The sequence below is a fragment of the Shimia aestuarii genome (assembly GCF_900114635.1).
GTDB classification, from domain to species: domain Bacteria; phylum Pseudomonadota; class Alphaproteobacteria; order Rhodobacterales; family Rhodobacteraceae; genus Shimia; species Shimia aestuarii.
Window position 1 is genome coordinate 1,423,394 of sequence record NZ_FOTQ01000001.1, and the last position, 16,342, is coordinate 1,439,735.

Consider the following 16,342-nt stretch of genomic DNA (forward strand, 5'->3'; position numbering starts at 1 on the left):
TCATACAAATGCAGATTTTTATGGATTAAGTCCCTGTAAGAATTCCGAAAATTGAATAAGTAGATGCTGCCCCGCAGCAATGTTGCTGCGGGCCAATAAAACATGACTAGATCGTGCACCTTTTAGAGGTTTGTTACTGGGCGGCGCACGGAATCCTTGCCATTTGGCACCGATTCCAAAGTTCGGAAAGAGCACCAAGAAGTTGAGCGACATCCGCCTCGGAATGAACCGGGGACGGAGTGATTCGCAGACGTTCCGTACCCTTTGGCACGGTCGGATAGTTAATCGGCTGGATGTAAATCCCGAACTCTTCCATGAGCGTGTCGGAGATGAATTTGCATTTGACTGGGTCACCCACCATCACCGGGATGATGTGGCTCGGGTTGGGCAGATGCGGGATGCCAAGCTCGTCGAGACCGGCACGCACTGCGGCCACGCGGTCACGCTGACCCTTGCGTTCGCTGCCTGATTGCTTGAGGCGGCGCACCGACGCGGCCGCACCAGCGGCGACTGCTGGCGGCAATGCCGTGGTGAAGATGAACCCGCTGGCAAAGCTGCGCACGAAGTCGCACAGCTCGGTCGAAGCGGCGATGTATCCGCCGACAACGCCGAATGCCTTGCCCAGCGTCCCTTCGATCACGGTCAGGCGATCCATAAGGCCTTCCTGCTCTGCGATGCCACCGCCGCGCGGGCCGTAAAGGCCAACCGCGTGCACCTCATCAAGATAGGTCATGGCGCCGTATTTGTCCGCAAGGTCGCAAATCTCGGCAATCGGTGCGATGTCCCCATCCATGGAATATACGGATTCAAAAGCGATCATTTTGGGCGCATTGGCTGGCGCCGCAGCCAACTTGGCCTCAAGATCAGCCAGATCATTATGCTTCCAGATGACTTTCTGTGCCCGTGAGTGGCGAATGCCTTCGATCATGGAAGCATGGTTGAGCGCGTCCGAAAACACGATCATGTCAGGAATTTCCGAAGCCAGCGTCCCCAACGCCGCCCAGTTCGAGACATAGCCGGAGGTAAAGAGAAGCGCGGCGTCCTTGCCATGCAGATCGGCCAGTTCACGTTCGAGAAGAACGTGGTCATGCGTCGTGCCGGAAATGTTGCGCGTGCCCCCTGCCCCGGCGCCACAGCGATCCAGTGCGTCATGCATTGCGCCGGTCACGTCGGGATGCTGACCCATGCCGAGATAGTCGTTCGAGCACCAGATCGTCACGTCCTGCTGCTGCCCCGATTGCGCGGTGTGCTCCGCACGGGGGAAATCGCCGCGATAGCGGGCGAGATCGGCAAAGACGCGGTAGTTACCCTCGTCTTGCAGCGCAGTCAGGCGGTCTGAAAAGTAGCTCTGAAAATCCATGGCGGGCCTCTTGCGGTTTCTTGATTGTCAGAAACCACATTCAGGCCGGCGAATTCTTGACAATCGTCAAGAGTGGCGTCGATCCGCATGTCATGGACGTCTCGTCATTCATTTGATAGGGCTGTTGCCATGTTGGGCCGCAGAGCGGGCCACAGGACTTAAGGAAACACGCGTGCCACACGAAATTCACAAGGCAATTGCGCGGAACGCGCTGTTGATGAAGGCGTTGCCGGATCAACATATCGAAACGCTTCTGAGCAAGGCGCTCTGGCGGCATTACGACCGCGGCGAAACCCTGTTTCTTCAGGATGAGGAAGCCACCGCGATCCATATCGTGCTGGATGGGTGGGTAAAGCTTTACCGCGTCACACCAAACGGCAACGAAGCGGTGGTGAGTGTGTTTGCGCGTGGGGAAAGTTTTGGCGAAGCCGTGGCGCTGCGTCATATGCCCTATCCAGTTTCGGCAGAGGCGGCGACCGCCTGTGACGTGATGCATATCCCGACCAACGCGCTTGTCGATCTGATCCGGCACGATAGCGAAGTTGGCCTGACCATCCTGTCATCGACCTTTAACCACCTGCATTCGCTGGTCAGTCAACTGGAGCAGCTTAAGGCGCAGACCGGTGCACAGCGTGTCGCCGAGTTCCTGTTGAGCCTTGCGGACTGCGAAAGCGGGTCGTGCTCGGTAAAAATGCCCTATGACAAGGTGCTGATTGCGGGCAGGCTGGGGATGAAACCAGAAAGCCTGTCGCGGTCCTTTGCACGGCTCAAGGATGCCGGTGTGAAGATCGAGAAAGACGTGGCGCGCATCAAGGATGTCGAAGCGCTGCGAGACTATGTCGAGGTCGAGCACTAAGGCGGATCACCCGGCGAGGTATAGACCCAGGATCGTTGCGCAGAACAGGCTCAGCGTGAGGGCAAAGCCCCGCGCCCAGCTTGGCGCGGAGGCCAGGTCAAGATAGTCGCGCAGGATGATCCGCGCCTTGAGCAGCGCCAGCAACAGGATTGCCGGAGCCGCGATGCGGATCGGCAATCCCATTGAGCATGCCGCCGCAACAAGAGACAGTCCGACCAGCAGGGCCCAGGCGCGGGTGAGGTTTGCATGAGTCATCATCGTCACCCCAAGAGATAGATCACTGGGAACAGAAGCACCCAGACCAGATCGACCATGTGCCAGAACTGTGCTCCGGCCTCGATATTGCGGGGCGCATCCTTCCACGCGACCAGCAGCAACAGCACCACCCCGGCAACGACATGGGCCGCGTGAAATCCAGTCAGCAGGTAGTAGAAGGTAAAGAACGGATGGGTATCCCATGCGATCCCCTGCGCCGCCTTATCCGCGTACTCCGCGCCCTTGATGATCAGGAACACGACGCCCAGCGCCGCCGCGCCGGCCAGCGCAAGGCGCGCTTTCGGGCGCGCACCGACCCCACGCCACAGATAGGCCCGCGCCGCAAGATACCCCGAGGTGACAAGCACCCCGGTATTGAGTGCGGCCCCGGTGCGGTGCAAATGCGATTGCGCCTCGGCAAAACCAACCGGATCGGTCAGGCGCACGCCCATAAAGGCCAAAAGCCCGGCTCCGAACACCAACAGTTCCGAGATGATGAGCACCCACATCATGAGTTCGCCCGGCAAGGCGCCCGGTGGATGCGTGCTGTCTGCTTGGCTCATCCCGTGACCAGCTGCCTGTAGATTTGCGGCAAGGCATAGATCAGCTTGTCCGGGTCCGGGATGATCGAGAATCCGCCCTGCCCGAACATCCGCGCAAACCAGCTTTTGCCGTCCCGATCCACCGTCACGCCATAGACCGCATGTCCGGCGCGACGCGCCTCGCGGACCGCCATCGCGGTGTCTTCGATCCCGTGGCGCCCTTCGTAGTGGTCAAGGTCGTTTGGCTTGCCATCGGTGATCACCAGCAGCAACCGGCGCTTGCGGGTCTGTTCGGACAGATCCGCGGACACATGTCGGATCGCCGCCCCAAGGCGGGTGTAGAAGCCGGGGCGCAAGCTGCCGATCCGCTGTTCCACCAGGGGGCTCATCGGTTCGTCAAAGCCTTTGCATTTCTGGATATATACCCGGTCACGCTTGAGCGAGGAGAACGCGTGAATGGCAAAATCATCGCCACAAGCATTCAGACCCCACGCCAGCGCGTCCAGCGCTTCGCGCTCGATGTCGATCACGGCGCGGCCAGTAATGGCGCTCTCGGTGGAGCGGCTGACATCAAGCAGGATCGACACCGCCAGATCGCGCGCTTCGGGGCGCGATTGCAGCCAGATCCGATCGGACCCTTCACCATCGGCAATCCGGTCGACCTGCGAGCGCACGGTGGCGTCCATGTCGAGCGCATCGCCGTCCAGATGCCCGCGCGTGGTCACGCGGCCCGGGCGCAACGCTTCGAACTGCTTCTTGACGGCCCGAATGCGGCGCGCCGCAACCGGATCGCGGGCATAGGCCTGATTTTCTTCTTTCGCCTCGGCGTCCGAGGTCAGCACACAGACGTGATCTTGCAGATACTGGCCCGTGCGCACATCCCATTCGGGATACATGATCTTGCCAGAAAGCTTCTCGCGGTCGACGTCTTCGGGCGCGAGATCAAGGTGCAGCTTGAGCTTGGTCGGCGGGGCCTTGGAAATCTGTCCCAGGCCGATCTCGTCCTGATCATCCGCCGCCTTCTTGGCATTGTCGGGATCGTCGTCATCCACGCGGCGGTTGAGGTTCAGGAACTCGGCCCAGCTCAGGATCGCTTCGAACTTGTGCAGGATAAAGCTGTCCGTGCGCTCGGCCTGATCCGACTTGCGGCGGCGGGCACGGTGGGTTTTCTCGTTGGTGTCACCTTCTTCCGGCGGGCCTTCGGTTTCGCGGTTCTCGACCTCGTGGCCTTCCGAGAACTGTACGGGGCGCAGTTCGGGCCAGAGCGGAACGGGGCGGAATGTCTGGTATCCGCGCGGTGCGGAAATTCCGTCAAGCGCGTCGTTTTCCATGGCCTGCCAAAGCGGTTGCGCACTGGCAGGAAGGTCGTCGCCTAGCATGTGGCGCACGATATCATCCACCGCCGCCTCGTCGCGGGGCAGGTCCGATTTCAAGCGATAATGCAGGATGCCCTGACACAGAGCATGATAGAGATCGCGCAAGCCCGGTGCGTCTTCCAGCGTGTCAGCGACCATCTTGCGCGATGCGGCCAGCGCGCGCAGATCGGCGCGCAGCGGGTCATCCTCGGCCACGCGGTCCGGTGCATGGGCCGCCACGGCGGCCAGCCAGACATACATCGCGCCGTTTGCCTCGCGCGTAGGCAACACAGCGAGACGCGAGGGCAGACGCAGGATTTCACCGTCAAAGCTCGTGCGCGCAACCAACTCGGCCTCGGTGCCAAGGCGACGGCGCCAGCTCAGACGGTGACGGGAAATCTCGTCGGAGACGGGGCGCAGTTCGACGCTCGAACTGCCCCCCAATCCCCTGAAAAGAACTGCCAGCCGCCCGCCAACCTCGGAAAGGTCGACTCCGGCCTCATCATGCGCCTCTGGCGCATCAAGGCGACTGGCAAAATTGTGCCACAGTTTCCCGACGGTTTCTTCGGGTTCCCATGGCTCAAACTCGATCTTAGCCATTACCGGCCTCACCCAAAGACAGCAGTGACAAGATCGAAGAGGCCGCGTTTGATGTCCTCGTCATCAGTAAGCGGTTCAATCATGGCCGCGCGAATGGCGCGATCCACGTTCATTCCCTGCGCGATCAGGGTGGCAGCATAGACCACGAGGCGGGTCGAAACCCCTTCCTCCAGATCCTGCCCCTTGAGGCCGCGCAGCTTGTTGGCCAGACGCACGAGCGGTTTCACGCGCTCCAGCTCCAGACCGCTTTCCTCGGCCACGACCTTCTCCTCGAGATTGGGTGCGGGGAAGTCGAATTCGACCGAGATGAAACGCTGCCGTGTCGACGGTTTCAGCGTCTTGAGGATATTCTGATAGCCCGGGTTATAGGAGGCCACGAGCATGAAGCCGGGAGCGGCTTCGAGTTCTTCACCGGTGCGGTCGATCGGCAGGATGCGACGATCGTCGGTGAGCGGGTGCAGCACCACGGTCACGTCCTTGCGCGCTTCGACCACCTCGTCGAGGTAACAGATCGCCCCTTCGCGCACCGCGCGGGTGAGGGGGCCATCGACCCAGACCGTTTCGCCACCCTTGAGAAGGTAGCGCCCGATCAGGTCAGCGGCGGCCAGGTCGTCATGACAGGCAACCGTGTAAAGAGGGCGGCCCAGTTTCGCGGCCATGTGGGCCACAAAGCGGGTTTTACCGCAGCCGGTCGGACCCTTGAGCAGAACCGGCAGATTGTTGGATGAGGCAGCTTCGAACACGTCGCATTCGTCGCTTTGGGCGAGGTAGAAGGGGGCGTCTGCCGCCCCCTTCAGTTCGGGGTTCATTGAACCGTCCATTTTCATCACTCCGCAGGCGTCTCAGCCGAGCCGGCTTCGATGATTTCCTTGCGCGGTACTGCCATCGAGTAGATGAACAGGATCGCACCAAGGACAACCACCAGACCCGCACCGAAGCGCATGTAGTAGAAGAGTTCCACCGAGTCCTGAACGTCCATGAAGTATTCGCCAAGAACACGCTGCATGTGCGTTTGCACGGTGCCAGCAAAGGTCAGGACGAAGGTCATGAACACCATGCCCGAGGTCATCATCCAGAACGAGGCCATGTTGAGAACCTGGTTGTAGGGATCACGGTTGCGCAGCACCGGAAGGGCGTAGCTGATGATCGCGAGGTTCAGACAGACATAGGCACCGTAGAAGGCCAGGTGACCGTGTGCGGCGGTGATCTGCGTGCCGTGGGTGTAGTAGTTCACACCATGCAGCGTGTGCAGGAAGCCCCAGACACCCGCGCCGAAGAACGCCAGAGTACCACAGCCAAGCGACCACAGGAGGGCAGCTTTGTTGGGGTGGTCACGACGCCCTTTCCAGACCATGACAAAGGCGAAGGCCATCATGGCAAAGAAAGGAACAACTTCGAGCGACGAGAAGATCGAGCCGATCCACTGCCAGTAACCGGGCGTACCGATGAAGTAGTAGTGGTGACCTGTACCAAGGATACCCGAGAACAGAGCGGCAGCCACGATCACGTAGAGCCATTTCTCGACAACTTCGCGGTCCACGCCGGTCAGCTTGAGCATCAGGTAGGCGAGGATCGATGCCATCACCAGTTCCCAGGTGCCTTCCACCCACAGGTGCACGATGTACCACCAGTACATTTTGTCGAGCGCCAGGTTGTGCGGGTTGTAGAAGCTGAACAGGAACAGCAGTGCCAGACCCCAGAGACCCAGAAGCAGGATGTTGGTGATCGCGGTTTTCTTGCCCTTCAACACCGTCATCGAGATGTTGTAGAGGAAGATCAGCGCGGCCACGACGATACCGGCCTTGACCCACTTGGGCTGTTCGATGAACTCGCGGCCTTCTTTACCCAGCAGCCAGTGACCTTCGAACAGGTTGAAGACATAGGTCACAACCACGCCCAGCGTGCCGACCACGAGGATCAGAAGCTGGAGATAGGCAAGCTTCTCGCTGTGGATTTCCCGCTCGGATTCCTCCGGGATCAGGAAGTAGGCAGCGCCGAAGAAGCCGAGCAGAAGCCAGACAACCAACGAGTTGGTGTGCAGCATCCGAACGATGTTGAACGGCAGGAGCTCGGACAGCGTGTTCGGGGAGACATAGATCCAGCCAGCCAGAAGGCCGCCCAGAACCTGGATCGCGAACAGGCCCATTGCCACGGCAAAGTAGACCAGCGCGATTTTTTGAGATTTGTATTTCATTGGTTCAGACCTCCTTAACCCGCTTCATTCGGTGGCCAGTCCTGCGCGTCGATCGTGTTGATCCACAGGAAGAACTCGGACAGGTGACGGATCTCGTCGTCACTCAGATTGAAGTTGGGCATTTGGCGGCGTCCCTCGATCCCGGTCGGCATGGCTTCCATCCAGCCTTTCAGGGTTTCGAAAGCGGCCTCCGGGTCGTCATCGACGCCCCAGCGGGTCATCACGTTCACAAGCTCAGGTGCAAAGTATGCCCCTTCGCCCAAGAGCGTATGACAGTTGATACACGCGTTATCTTCCCACACCTTTTTACCCAGCGCGACTTCTTCGGACAGGGTTTCTACGTTGGTGGAGGTAGTGACGATATAGCGATGCGAATGGAACGATAGTCCCAGGAAGATGATGATGAAAAACAGTGACCCGCCGTAGAAGATGTTCCGGGCCATGCTTTTTGTCATGACTTCGCGCATTGGGCTCTCCTTTGCGCCAGGTTGATAGTAGAACACTTATCGGCGGAGGTCCGCCGATCTTCCTTAACAAAAGTCAAGCTTGCGGATTCATTGCTGTGGAGAAGTCTTCTTTTTTCAACTTCTGATATTATCTTCAAAAGCTTAGCCGCTTACGCGCGGCTGCGTCAGCGCGGGCCAAAGACTGAAGACAAACAGGATGAAGACCAACCCCCAAAGCAGACTGACGCCTGCCATCATTGGAAAATACGCTTCGGGACTCAGGATCGAGACCAGCCAGCGGGCCAGTGCGGTCAGGGCAAGAAGCCCATAAGAAACAGCCACTGCACGCGGTGCAACCAAAGGTCGCCCGGAATGGCCAAGGGCCGCGCGACTCATCACCGCGAGCGTCATGCCCCCGACTCCACCGATTCCAATCACATGCAGGGCCGCAATCTCCTGGCCAAGTCCAAAGGCCGCAGCGCCCCACAGGATCAGCCCGACGCCCAGCGTGCCCAGCCCGAGATGCAAGGCAAAGAGAATCGGCTGTTTCCATGCCCAGCCCGCACGCCAGCGGCTAAGCCGAATGATCTGCACGACCCCCAACAGGATCGCAACGATCGCCGACAGGAAGCCAGGCACCGAAAGCAGCATCAGAACCGGCAACAGGAGACCCAGTACCAAAGACGCGCGGTCGGACACGGCACATGTAACGGGCCAGTCTTCTTCGCCCACGCCTTCACGTTTCATCGCATTGCGGGTGAAGGCCGGGGTGATCCTGCCCCCCAGTACAACTATCATCGCACAGAGCGCGAAGAGACCAGCCCGCAGACCCGCATCAGCGGTCGCGCCGGTCACACCACTCCATTCGAGATGGACCATAAGGTTGCCAAGCCACAGCAGCGTGAGAATCAACAGGAACATCATGTTTTGCGGCTTGGGCCGTTTGATCAGCTGAGTCGCGATCTTGAGGCCGAGAATCGGCACAAACGCGAGGTCGAGCGCGGCGACAAGACCCGGCGGCAAGGCGCCAAGGCCCCACATCGCAAGACGGCCCGCCAGCCACAATCCGGCAGCCACCGACAGGAATGACAGGCGCGCGGCCGGGGTGTTGGTCCAGTTCGGCACCGCGGTCAGGAAAAAGCCGCCCATCGCCGCCCCGGCATAGCCAAAGATCATCTCATGGGCGTGCCACATGACCGGATCCGAGGCCCGCAGCAACGACTCGCCGCTGCTTTCGACGGCGACAAGCCACATCGCCCAAATCACGCCGACAAAGACCCCGTAAAGACCGGCCAACAGGAAAAAGACCCGAAAGCCTTCGCTCAGAATACGTTTCAGAGTGGACACCTGACCTTCTCCATTGATCTGCGCTCGCCCGGATAGGGGCGGGTTTCTGGCGGCGTGCCGTTTGGATGAGAAGGGAGCGGCGCGCCATCTGCTCTTGCGTGCAAGAATATGTCGGCGCCTGCGACTGCTCTTAACAATTGTCAAAGGGCGGCGATATTTTTCACTGCGACGTCTTTGCAAATCGGAAGGGGAGCTAACAAAAGTCAAGGATTGGAATCGGCGATCCCCCTCATATCCGACCTGCCTCACCAGCAAAGGAGAGTGATCATGTCGCTTGGAATCACCTACAAAAAATCTCGTCGGGCACTGGGAGTCGGCTTTGCTTTGCTGCTTGGCTCCACCGCTGCGCCCGCATTGGCAGAAGGCCCCACCTTGAGTGAGGAAGCCTTTGAAGCCTCCAAACAACTGTACTTTGAACAGTGCGCGGGCTGCCACGGCGTTCTGCGTAAAGGCGCCACCGGCAAAAACCTGGAGCCGCATTGGAAAAAGACTGCCAAGGATGGCACCGTCACCGAAGGTGGCACGCTGAAGCTTGGCCAGGAACGCCTTGAAAAAATCATCGCCTGGGGTACCGAAGGCGGGATGAACAACTTCTCGGACATCATGACCGAGCAGGAAATCAAGGACATGGCGACCTACATCATGATGGATCCGCCGAAGCCGCCGGAGATGTCGCTTGCCCAGATGAAAGAGACCCGCAAGGTCTATGTCGAAGAAGCCGATTACCCGACCGAGCCGCTGCACGGCCGCAACTGGGAAAACTTCTTCGTCGTCATCGAGCGTGACGTAGGTAAAGTGGCCGTTGTCGACGGCGACACCAAGGAAGTGCTGACGCACATCCCCACCGGTTACGCCGTGCACGTTCTGAAAGCCTCCGAGCACCACAAGCTGGAAGAGCCGGAAAACCCGGGCCGCTTCTGGTACACGATGGGCCGCGACGGCAAGATGACCAAGATCGACCTCTGGCAGACGCCGGACAAGATGCTGGTTTCGGAAGTCAAGATCGCATACGACGCACGTGACGTGGCCGTTTCCGGCGACGGCAAATACGTGATCGGTGGCGGTTACTGGCCTCCGCACTTCGCCATCGTCGACGCACAAACCATGGAACCGCTGAAAGTCGTTTCGACCCGCGGTGTAAACGTGGACGGGGACTATGTGGAAGAAGCCCGCGTGGCCGCCATCTACACCACCCCGAACGAGCCGACCTGGATCGTTGCCGTGAAAGAACTCGGCCAGCTGTGGCAGGTGGACTACACCGATCTCGACAACCTGCGGATCGACAAGATCAACTCGGCCAAGTTCCTGCACGATGGGTTCTTTGATCCGACAGGTCGTTACTTCCAGATCGCGGCAAACGCCTCGAACAAGATGGTTGTGGTTGACACCAAAACCCACAAGCTGGAAGCGATGATCGACACCGCAGCCCTGCCGCACCCCGGCCCCGGCGCCAACTGGAACGACCCGAACTGTGGTCCGGTTGCCGGTACGACCCACCTGGGTGTTGGTACTGTGACCGTTTGGGGCAACGACCCCGAAGGCCACCCGGACCAGGCGTGGAAAGTCTGCTACGAGACCGAAACCGATGGTGCCGGCCTGTTCGTACGGACTCACCCGAATTCGGACTACATCTGGGCGGACCAGACCAAGCACCCCGAGCCTGAAATTCAGCAGTCGGTGCAGGTCATCTCGAAAGAGACCGGCGAAATCGTGAAAACGATCCAGATCACCGAAGAAGAAGGCAGCGCAGCTGTTCACTTCGAGTTCAACGCTGACGGTACCGAAGTTTGGGTGTCCAAGTGGAACCTGTCGACCTCGAAAGAGCCGAACGGCGAGATCGTGATCTTCGACGCGAAAACGCTGGAAGAGATTGGTCGCGTGAAGGGCCTCTACGCCCCGACCGGCAAGTTCAACGTCTACAACCGTTCGAACCACGTCACCTGATCGTGACCTGAGACCACCTCGGAAGGGCGGGCCACGCGCCCGCCCTTCTTTTCTTGCACCGCGGTGCCGGATTGCGACGACCGCGGGGAACCCGGGCAGAGCATAAACCCCGGATTTTGCCCCCCGCTCCTTGCAATCCAACACCCTCAGACCCCGGCAAACGGGGCCCTCTTAGAAGAGTGACAGACGGAGCCTGGAGATGACCCAGACCAACGAACCAGAAACCAAAAAGCCCCTGTGGAAGCGCTATGTGCTCTGGGGTATGCCCATCGGTGGGGTCCTCGTGGCCTTTATCGCCGGGATCGTCTTCTGGGGTGGTTTCAACACCGCCATGGAAGCTACCAACACCAAGGATTTCTGCATCTCGTGCCACGAGATGGAGAACTTCGTATACCAGGAATACAAGGGCACGATTCACGATGTGAACCGCTCGGGTGTGGGCGCCGTTTGCTCGGATTGCCACGTGCCGAAAGACTGGACACACAAGATCATCCGCAAGATCAAGGCCTCCAAGGAAGTCTGGGGCAAGATCACCGGCAAGATCAACACACCCGAGAAATTCGACAAGCACCGCCTGCAACTCGCGATGAACGAATGGGAGCGGATGAAGAAGACCGACTCGGTTGAATGCCGCAACTGTCACCACTTCGACTCGATGCTGCCCGAGTTCCAGAAACCGCGTGCCCGTCAACAACACCTGAACGCCATGACCGCCGGTCAGACCTGTATCGACTGTCACAAGGGCATTGCACACAGCGACCTGAGGGGCCGTGCGGACGAGGAGTATCTTGAAGCCCTCGAAGCGCCGAACCCGAAATTCGTGCGCGAAGTGCCGCAGAAATACCTCGACAGCCTTGCCAAGATCGAAGCCATCGAGGCAGAGGAAGCCGAAGCCAAGAAAGCTGCGGAAAAAGCTGCTCGTGACGCGGTTCAGGCCCAGATCGCCAGCGCGGTCGACGCGGCCCGTGCCGAGGAACAGGCCAAGGCTGCTGGTCAAGCAACCGAAGCCGATGCCGGTGACGCAGTTGGCGCAAACGTCGACTGGGCCTCTGTCAGTGGCGCCGACCTGACGTTGTTCTACCCCGGTCAGGCCTCGTTCGAATGGGTGCAGAACGGCAAAACCCACGGCGGCGCTCGTCCGCTGACCAAGGGTGGCGATCAGTGCACCACGTGCCACGCGGCAGAGCTTGAAACCATCGGCAACAAGGTCGTCGGCGGCGCCGGAGGCAAGGACGGCGAGCTTGAGCCGACCCCGATCCCCGGCAAGCCTGGCATCATCAATGCCACGGTTCAGGCGGCACATGACGGCGAGAATGTCTATTTCCGCCTGCAATGGGCCGACAATCCGCACGCCCCCGCACCCTTTGTGGACGGCGGCAAGATGGACCCGGACAACCAGGTGAAGGTGGCCATGATGATCACCGGCACCGGTATCGAGATGGGCGAGCAGGTTGGCTGCTGGGCGACCTGCCACGCAGACAACACCTACATGCCCGCCGATCCGGGTGCGGATGCCATCGCTTCAGCTGCCGAGATCGCCGCTCAGCTTCAGGCAACCGACACCATCACCAAGTACCTCGCAGAGTCCCGTACCGACATCGAGATCAAGGGACGTCGTGCGCCGCAGGGCGGTTGGGACAAGCTGAAGTCTGCGGAAGAACTTGACGCCTATCTCAACGATGGCACCTTCATGGACCTGATGCGTGTCTACGCCGACGGCAGCGCCACCAACGGCTACCTGCTCGAACGCCGGGTGCAGAACGAAGGCGAGATTGCCGCCTCTGCCAATCTGTCGGCCGGTATGTGGACCGTTGTCTTCTCGCGGCCTCTGGCCGGGGGTGTGGGTGACGTGCCGCTCGAGGCAGGCAAGACCTACACTGTGGGCTTTGCCATCCACGACGACTTTGCCGCCGCACGCTTCCATCACGTGACGCTGAACACGACGATGGCGCTGGACAACGGCGAAGCACAGATCAACGTGGTTGGTCAGTAAACAAACGGACGGTGGCCGGGGATTTCCCGGCCACCGCTTTTTTGGTAAGGAGTGGACCCATGCGTATATCCAGATTTCTCTCCCCTGCCCTGCTGTCGCTCGCGGCAGCTTTTCCCGTTTTGGCGGGTGACGACGACAAGGCCGCGATCTGCGCCGAAGCCGAGGAACGCTATGTCGAGATGTTCGGCGCACCCTCGTCCGAGGCCGAAGGCGTGACGGTCGTGACCATGTACAAATACAACTTCTGCCCAGCCGAAATCACCGTGCCCGTTGGCACCACAGTGCGCTGGGTGAACGTTGACAAACGCACGAGCCACAGCGTTCTTTCGCCCGATGCCAGCATGCCCGAATCCGACCGCGCCTTCCCCGAAGAGCATGTCGAATTCACCTTCCTTGAACCGGTCGATGCCCAGACACTCTGTGGCCCGCATTGGGAAACCCAGAACATGATCGGAATGGTCAAGGTTCAGGAGTGAACCCGCCGTTGTCCTGAAAATCAGGAAGGTCGACCTTCGCGAGCCTCTAGCCGGAAGTGCTGCATGGTCCGACACTGCTTTTGGCACATTCAGCGGAGCCGAGAAGGGCCGCAGTGTACCGAAAGTGCCCCGCTTGCAATAGCGCATCGCTGGGCCGTGGCGCAGCGGACCAACATTTGAAGGACAGCACTTTATGCCCGCAAAACCCGAATACCCACACAGTCGTGCGTCAAACTCGGCCAAATCGCTGCGCCGGGGGACGGCCCAGAGATGCGCGGCGCCCTCGGCTTGATTCCGCGCGGGGCGAACGGTCGTTCTGTCCGGCGAGCGGACGTAAACCCCTGAGAGAACTGTGTGCCAAAAACGGTCGTTTATGCCACCAACACGAATAGCCAGCACTTACTCAACACGCAACATCGGTCAAGAAGGCTCGAAGCAATCACCAAGTGACTCTGATCGAAATCCTGTTTCGATCACGCTTTGACCCCAAAAACCTCTATCTCTAATAGATATTTATCAGCCGCATCTATTTCGCCCTGCCTTAACTTTTGTCAAGGAAGCGCGGGCGCCCAGGGGCCAATCTCGGGCCCATGAAACGCCAGGATTCCCAAGCCAGAATTTTCTCTTCCGGTACCGTTTACGGTGCGGAGTCCGGGCCTGTCCGCATCCACACCAACAAGCGAGATTTCCCATGACCGGTAAAGTGTTCCTGATTGGAGCCGGCCCAGGCGACCCCGAGCTGATGACCCTGCGCGCCCTGCGTATGCTGAAAGAGGCCGACGTTGTGGTCTACGACCGGCTTGTCTCCGACGAAATCATGGAGCTTTGCCCCGAGGGCGCAGAGCTGATCGCGGTCGGTAAATGCCCCAAGAATCATCTCGTCCCGCAAGACCGGATCAATGAAATCCTGTGGGAACAGGCAGCGATGGGGCGCAAGGTGGCGCGACTCAAGGGCGGTGATCCAATGATCTTTGGTCGTGGCTCGGAAGAGGCCGCCTATCTCATGGATCGCAATATCGAGATCGAATACGCCCCCGGCATCACTGCCGCACAGGGCGCAAGCTGTTCGACAGGCGTGCCGCTGACCCATCGCGGGCTGGCCACGGGCGTTCAGTATGTTACCGGGCACCGTCAGGCGGACAAGGTGCTTGATCTTGACTGGAAACGTCTGGCGGACCCGGACACGACGCTGGTCGTCTACATGGGTGTTGCCAATATCGGCCAGATCGCCGTAGGCCTGATGACAGAGGGTCTCAAACCCTCGACCCCGGTCATGGCGATCTCACGTGCCACGGCGGCAAACGAAGAACGCATGGTTTCGACCCTTGGCACCATCGCGCAGGATTGCCGCGATGCCGGTCTGAAGCCCCCCACTCTCTTTATCATCGGCAAGGTCGTCTCGCTTTATGCCTCCAAACCGCAAGACCTGCCCGTCGAAGCGGTGAGCGCAAATGGATAGGTTTGAAAAAGCATATCGCGACCCGATCCCGCGCCCACCCCGGCGGCGGCGCAACGCCCTGACAGGCAATGCAGTCTTCACTGGGGCGCTCTTTCTGGCAACCATGGCGCTGGCCACGGACGCGATCGACCCGGACGCACTCAAGCGACTGGTGGTTCAGGATTGCGGCTCTTGCCACGGGTTGACGCTCAAGGGTGGGCTGGGTCCCGACCTGCGCCCCGAAACCATCGAACATTACGACGTCGAGGTGCTCAGGGACGTGATCCTTGACGGTATCCCTGACACCCCCATGCCCCCCTGGCGCCCGCTGATGAGCGAGGCAGAAGCCGAATGGGTGGCCCGTTACCTGCTTTCCCCGGAGGACATGCAATGAAATCGCTTGGCCTGACGCTGGCAGCGGCGCTTTTTGCGACGACTGCGTTTGGTGAACCCACTGCGACGGGGGATCTCGGTCTGGTGATCGAGCGGGCAAAAGGCTCGGTCCTTCTGGTAGACCAGTCCGAACGCGCCGCGCTGGCACGGATCGAGGGGCTGGGCGATCTCAGCCACGCGTCGCTGGTCTATTCGCCGGACGAACGCTTTGCCTATGTGTTTGGCCGTGACGGTGGCCTGACCAAGGTCGATATCGTCACCCGCGAGATTGCAAATCGCGTGGTACAGGCCGGAAACGCGATCGGCGGCGCGATTTCGGATGACGGAACCCTCGTGGCCGTCTCCAACTATGAGCCCGGCGGTGTGCGCATCTTTGATGCTGACACGTTGGAAATGGTTGCCGACATCCCGACCGACAGCAAGACCATCGGCCTTGTCGATGCGCCCGGCCGTCGCTTTGTGTTTACCATGTGGGATACGGGCGAGACATGGATTGCCGATCTGTCCTCGGGCGATCTCGACATCACCAAGATCTCCGACATGGGCGACCGTCCCTATGACGCGCTGATAACTGCCAATGGCCGCACCTATATCACCGGCCTTTTTGGCGAAGACGGGCTGACCGCGCTGGACCTGTGGGACGAGAACCCCCAACCGATCCGCGTGCTGCCCAATTATGGGCGCGGCCAAAAGGAAATGCCGGTCTACAAGATGCCCCACCTCGAAGGCTGGGCGCATACTGGCAACGAATTTGTCCTGCCCGCCGTGGGTCACCACGAGGTTCTGTGGATCAATTCCGATACGCTGGAGGAAAGCGGACGCACCCAGACCTATGGCCAGCCGGTCTTTGCCATGGCGCGCCCCGACGGGCGGCATGTCTGGGTGAACTTTGCCCATCCGCTCAACGACACGATCCAAGTGATCGACACGGTAAGCAAGAAAATCATCCACGAGTTCAAACCCGGCCCCGCGGTGCTGCACATGGAGTTCACGCCGCGCGGCAACGAGGTCTGGATCAGTGTCCGCGATGCCGGGAAGGTCATGATCTACGACACGCACAGCTTTGAAAAGCTGCGCGAGATTGACGCCGACAGCCCCTCTGGCATCTTTTTCACAGCGCGCGCGCACAGGACGGGACTGTAA

The 16,342-nt window shown here is 59.9% G+C and carries 15 protein-coding genes; 7 read left to right on the forward strand and 8 right to left on the reverse strand.

Annotated elements, in window-relative coordinates:
• Positions 1-133 precede the first annotated feature (133 nt).
• Complete coding sequence (gene hemA / locus BMZ35_RS07025) at positions 134-1,360, reverse strand: 5-aminolevulinate synthase (protein WP_093092152.1); 1,227 nt, start codon at positions 1,358-1,360, stop codon at positions 134-136.
• 172 nt (positions 1,361-1,532) lie between these two features.
• Between hemA and BMZ35_RS07030 the strand changes: the two genes are divergently transcribed.
• Positions 1,533-2,216 (forward strand): Crp/Fnr family transcriptional regulator, encoded by a 684-nt coding sequence (locus tag BMZ35_RS07030; RefSeq protein WP_093092154.1) that lies wholly within the window; start codon positions 1,533-1,535, stop codon positions 2,214-2,216.
• Between the two features lie 6 nt (positions 2,217-2,222).
• On the opposite strand, the gene BMZ35_RS07035 is transcribed toward BMZ35_RS07030, so the two are convergent.
• The 7 genes from BMZ35_RS07035 to BMZ35_RS07065 form a co-directional block, all read right to left on the reverse strand.
• A complete protein-coding gene (locus BMZ35_RS07035; RefSeq protein WP_093092660.1) occupies positions 2,223-2,471 on the reverse strand; it encodes a cytochrome C oxidase subunit IV family protein in 249 nt (82 codons plus the stop codon).
• 5 nt (positions 2,472-2,476) lie between these two features.
• On the reverse strand, positions 2,477-3,034 hold the full coding sequence (locus BMZ35_RS07040) for a cytochrome c oxidase subunit 3 (RefSeq protein ID WP_093092156.1): 558 nt from the start codon (positions 3,032-3,034) through the stop codon (positions 2,477-2,479).
• The gene (locus BMZ35_RS07045; protein WP_093092158.1) at positions 3,031-4,968 is read right to left on the reverse strand and encodes a nitric oxide reductase activation protein NorD; all 1,938 of its coding nucleotides are present in this window, start codon (positions 4,966-4,968) and stop codon (positions 3,031-3,033) included. Before BMZ35_RS07045 ends, BMZ35_RS07040 begins: the two co-directional genes overlap by 4 nt.
• A gap of 8 nt (positions 4,969-4,976) precedes the next feature.
• Positions 4,977-5,789, reverse strand: a complete 813-nt coding sequence (locus tag BMZ35_RS07050) for a CbbQ/NirQ/NorQ/GpvN family protein (RefSeq protein WP_242654715.1) — start codon at positions 5,787-5,789, stop codon at positions 4,977-4,979.
• A 5-nt stretch (positions 5,790-5,794) separates the two neighbouring features.
• Positions 5,795-7,162, reverse strand: a complete 1,368-nt coding sequence (locus BMZ35_RS07055; RefSeq protein WP_093092162.1) for a cbb3-type cytochrome c oxidase subunit I — start codon at positions 7,160-7,162, stop codon at positions 5,795-5,797.
• A gap of 14 nt (positions 7,163-7,176) precedes the next feature.
• Complete coding sequence (locus BMZ35_RS07060; protein WP_093092164.1) at positions 7,177-7,629, reverse strand: c-type cytochrome; 453 nt, start codon at positions 7,627-7,629, stop codon at positions 7,177-7,179.
• Between the two features lie 141 nt (positions 7,630-7,770).
• On the reverse strand, positions 7,771-8,955 hold the full coding sequence (locus BMZ35_RS07065) for an NnrS family protein (protein WP_093092166.1): 1,185 nt from the start codon (positions 8,953-8,955) through the stop codon (positions 7,771-7,773).
• A 267-nt stretch (positions 8,956-9,222) separates the two neighbouring features.
• Between BMZ35_RS07065 and BMZ35_RS07070 the strand changes: the two genes are divergently transcribed.
• The 6 genes from BMZ35_RS07070 (at position 9,223) to BMZ35_RS07095 (ending at position 16,342) form a co-directional block, all read left to right on the forward strand.
• The gene (locus tag BMZ35_RS07070; RefSeq protein WP_093092168.1) at positions 9,223-10,899 is read left to right on the forward strand and encodes a cytochrome D1 domain-containing protein; all 1,677 of its coding nucleotides are present in this window, start codon (positions 9,223-9,225) and stop codon (positions 10,897-10,899) included.
• Positions 10,900-11,098: 199 nt separating this feature from the next.
• Complete coding sequence (locus BMZ35_RS07075) at positions 11,099-12,892, forward strand: NapC/NirT family cytochrome c (protein WP_093092170.1); 1,794 nt, start codon at positions 11,099-11,101, stop codon at positions 12,890-12,892.
• Between the two features lie 59 nt (positions 12,893-12,951).
• Complete coding sequence (locus tag BMZ35_RS07080) at positions 12,952-13,368, forward strand: plastocyanin/azurin family copper-binding protein (RefSeq protein ID WP_093092172.1); 417 nt, start codon at positions 12,952-12,954, stop codon at positions 13,366-13,368.
• Positions 13,369-14,059: 691 nt separating this feature from the next.
• Positions 14,060-14,827, forward strand: coding sequence for a uroporphyrinogen-III C-methyltransferase (cobA, locus tag BMZ35_RS07085; RefSeq protein ID WP_093092173.1), 768 nt, complete (start codon positions 14,060-14,062; stop codon positions 14,825-14,827).
• Positions 14,820-15,200, forward strand: coding sequence for a c-type cytochrome (locus tag BMZ35_RS07090; RefSeq protein WP_093092175.1), 381 nt, complete (start codon positions 14,820-14,822; stop codon positions 15,198-15,200). Before cobA ends, BMZ35_RS07090 begins: the two co-directional genes overlap by 8 nt.
• Positions 15,197-16,342, forward strand: coding sequence for a cytochrome D1 domain-containing protein (locus BMZ35_RS07095; RefSeq protein ID WP_093092177.1), 1,146 nt, complete (start codon positions 15,197-15,199; stop codon positions 16,340-16,342). The genes BMZ35_RS07090 and BMZ35_RS07095 overlap by 4 nt, the downstream gene beginning before the upstream one ends.

Excerpts from the sequence above, each read along its gene's own strand:
- BMZ35_RS07060 (WP_093092164.1), bottom strand. The coding sequence starts at position 7,629 with ATGCGCGAAGTCATGACAAAAAGCATGGCCCGGAACATCTTCTACGGC.
- cobA (WP_093092173.1), top strand. The coding sequence starts at position 14,060 with ATGACCGGTAAAGTGTTCCTGATTGGAGCCGGCCCAGGCGACCCCGAG.
- BMZ35_RS07055 (WP_093092162.1), bottom strand. The coding sequence starts at position 7,162 with ATGAAATACAAATCTCAAAAAATCGCGCTGGTCTACTTTGCCGTGGCA.
- BMZ35_RS07050 (WP_242654715.1), bottom strand. The coding sequence starts at position 5,789 with ATGGACGGTTCAATGAACCCCGAACTGAAGGGGGCGGCAGACGCCCCC.
- BMZ35_RS07045 (WP_093092158.1), bottom strand. The coding sequence starts at position 4,968 with ATGGCTAAGATCGAGTTTGAGCCATGGGAACCCGAAGAAACCGTCGGG.
- BMZ35_RS07035 (WP_093092660.1), bottom strand. The coding sequence starts at position 2,471 with ATGACTCATGCAAACCTCACCCGCGCCTGGGCCCTGCTGGTCGGACTG.
- BMZ35_RS07040 (WP_093092156.1), bottom strand. The coding sequence starts at position 3,034 with ATGAGCCAAGCAGACAGCACGCATCCACCGGGCGCCTTGCCGGGCGAA.
- BMZ35_RS07070 (WP_093092168.1), top strand. The coding sequence starts at position 9,223 with ATGTCGCTTGGAATCACCTACAAAAAATCTCGTCGGGCACTGGGAGTC.
- hemA (WP_093092152.1), bottom strand. The coding sequence starts at position 1,360 with ATGGATTTTCAGAGCTACTTTTCAGACCGCCTGACTGCGCTGCAAGAC.
- BMZ35_RS07075 (WP_093092170.1), top strand. The coding sequence starts at position 11,099 with ATGACCCAGACCAACGAACCAGAAACCAAAAAGCCCCTGTGGAAGCGC.
- BMZ35_RS07095 (WP_093092177.1), top strand. The coding sequence starts at position 15,197 with ATGAAATCGCTTGGCCTGACGCTGGCAGCGGCGCTTTTTGCGACGACT.
- BMZ35_RS07090 (WP_093092175.1), top strand. The coding sequence starts at position 14,820 with ATGGATAGGTTTGAAAAAGCATATCGCGACCCGATCCCGCGCCCACCC.
- BMZ35_RS07080 (WP_093092172.1), top strand. The coding sequence starts at position 12,952 with ATGCGTATATCCAGATTTCTCTCCCCTGCCCTGCTGTCGCTCGCGGCA.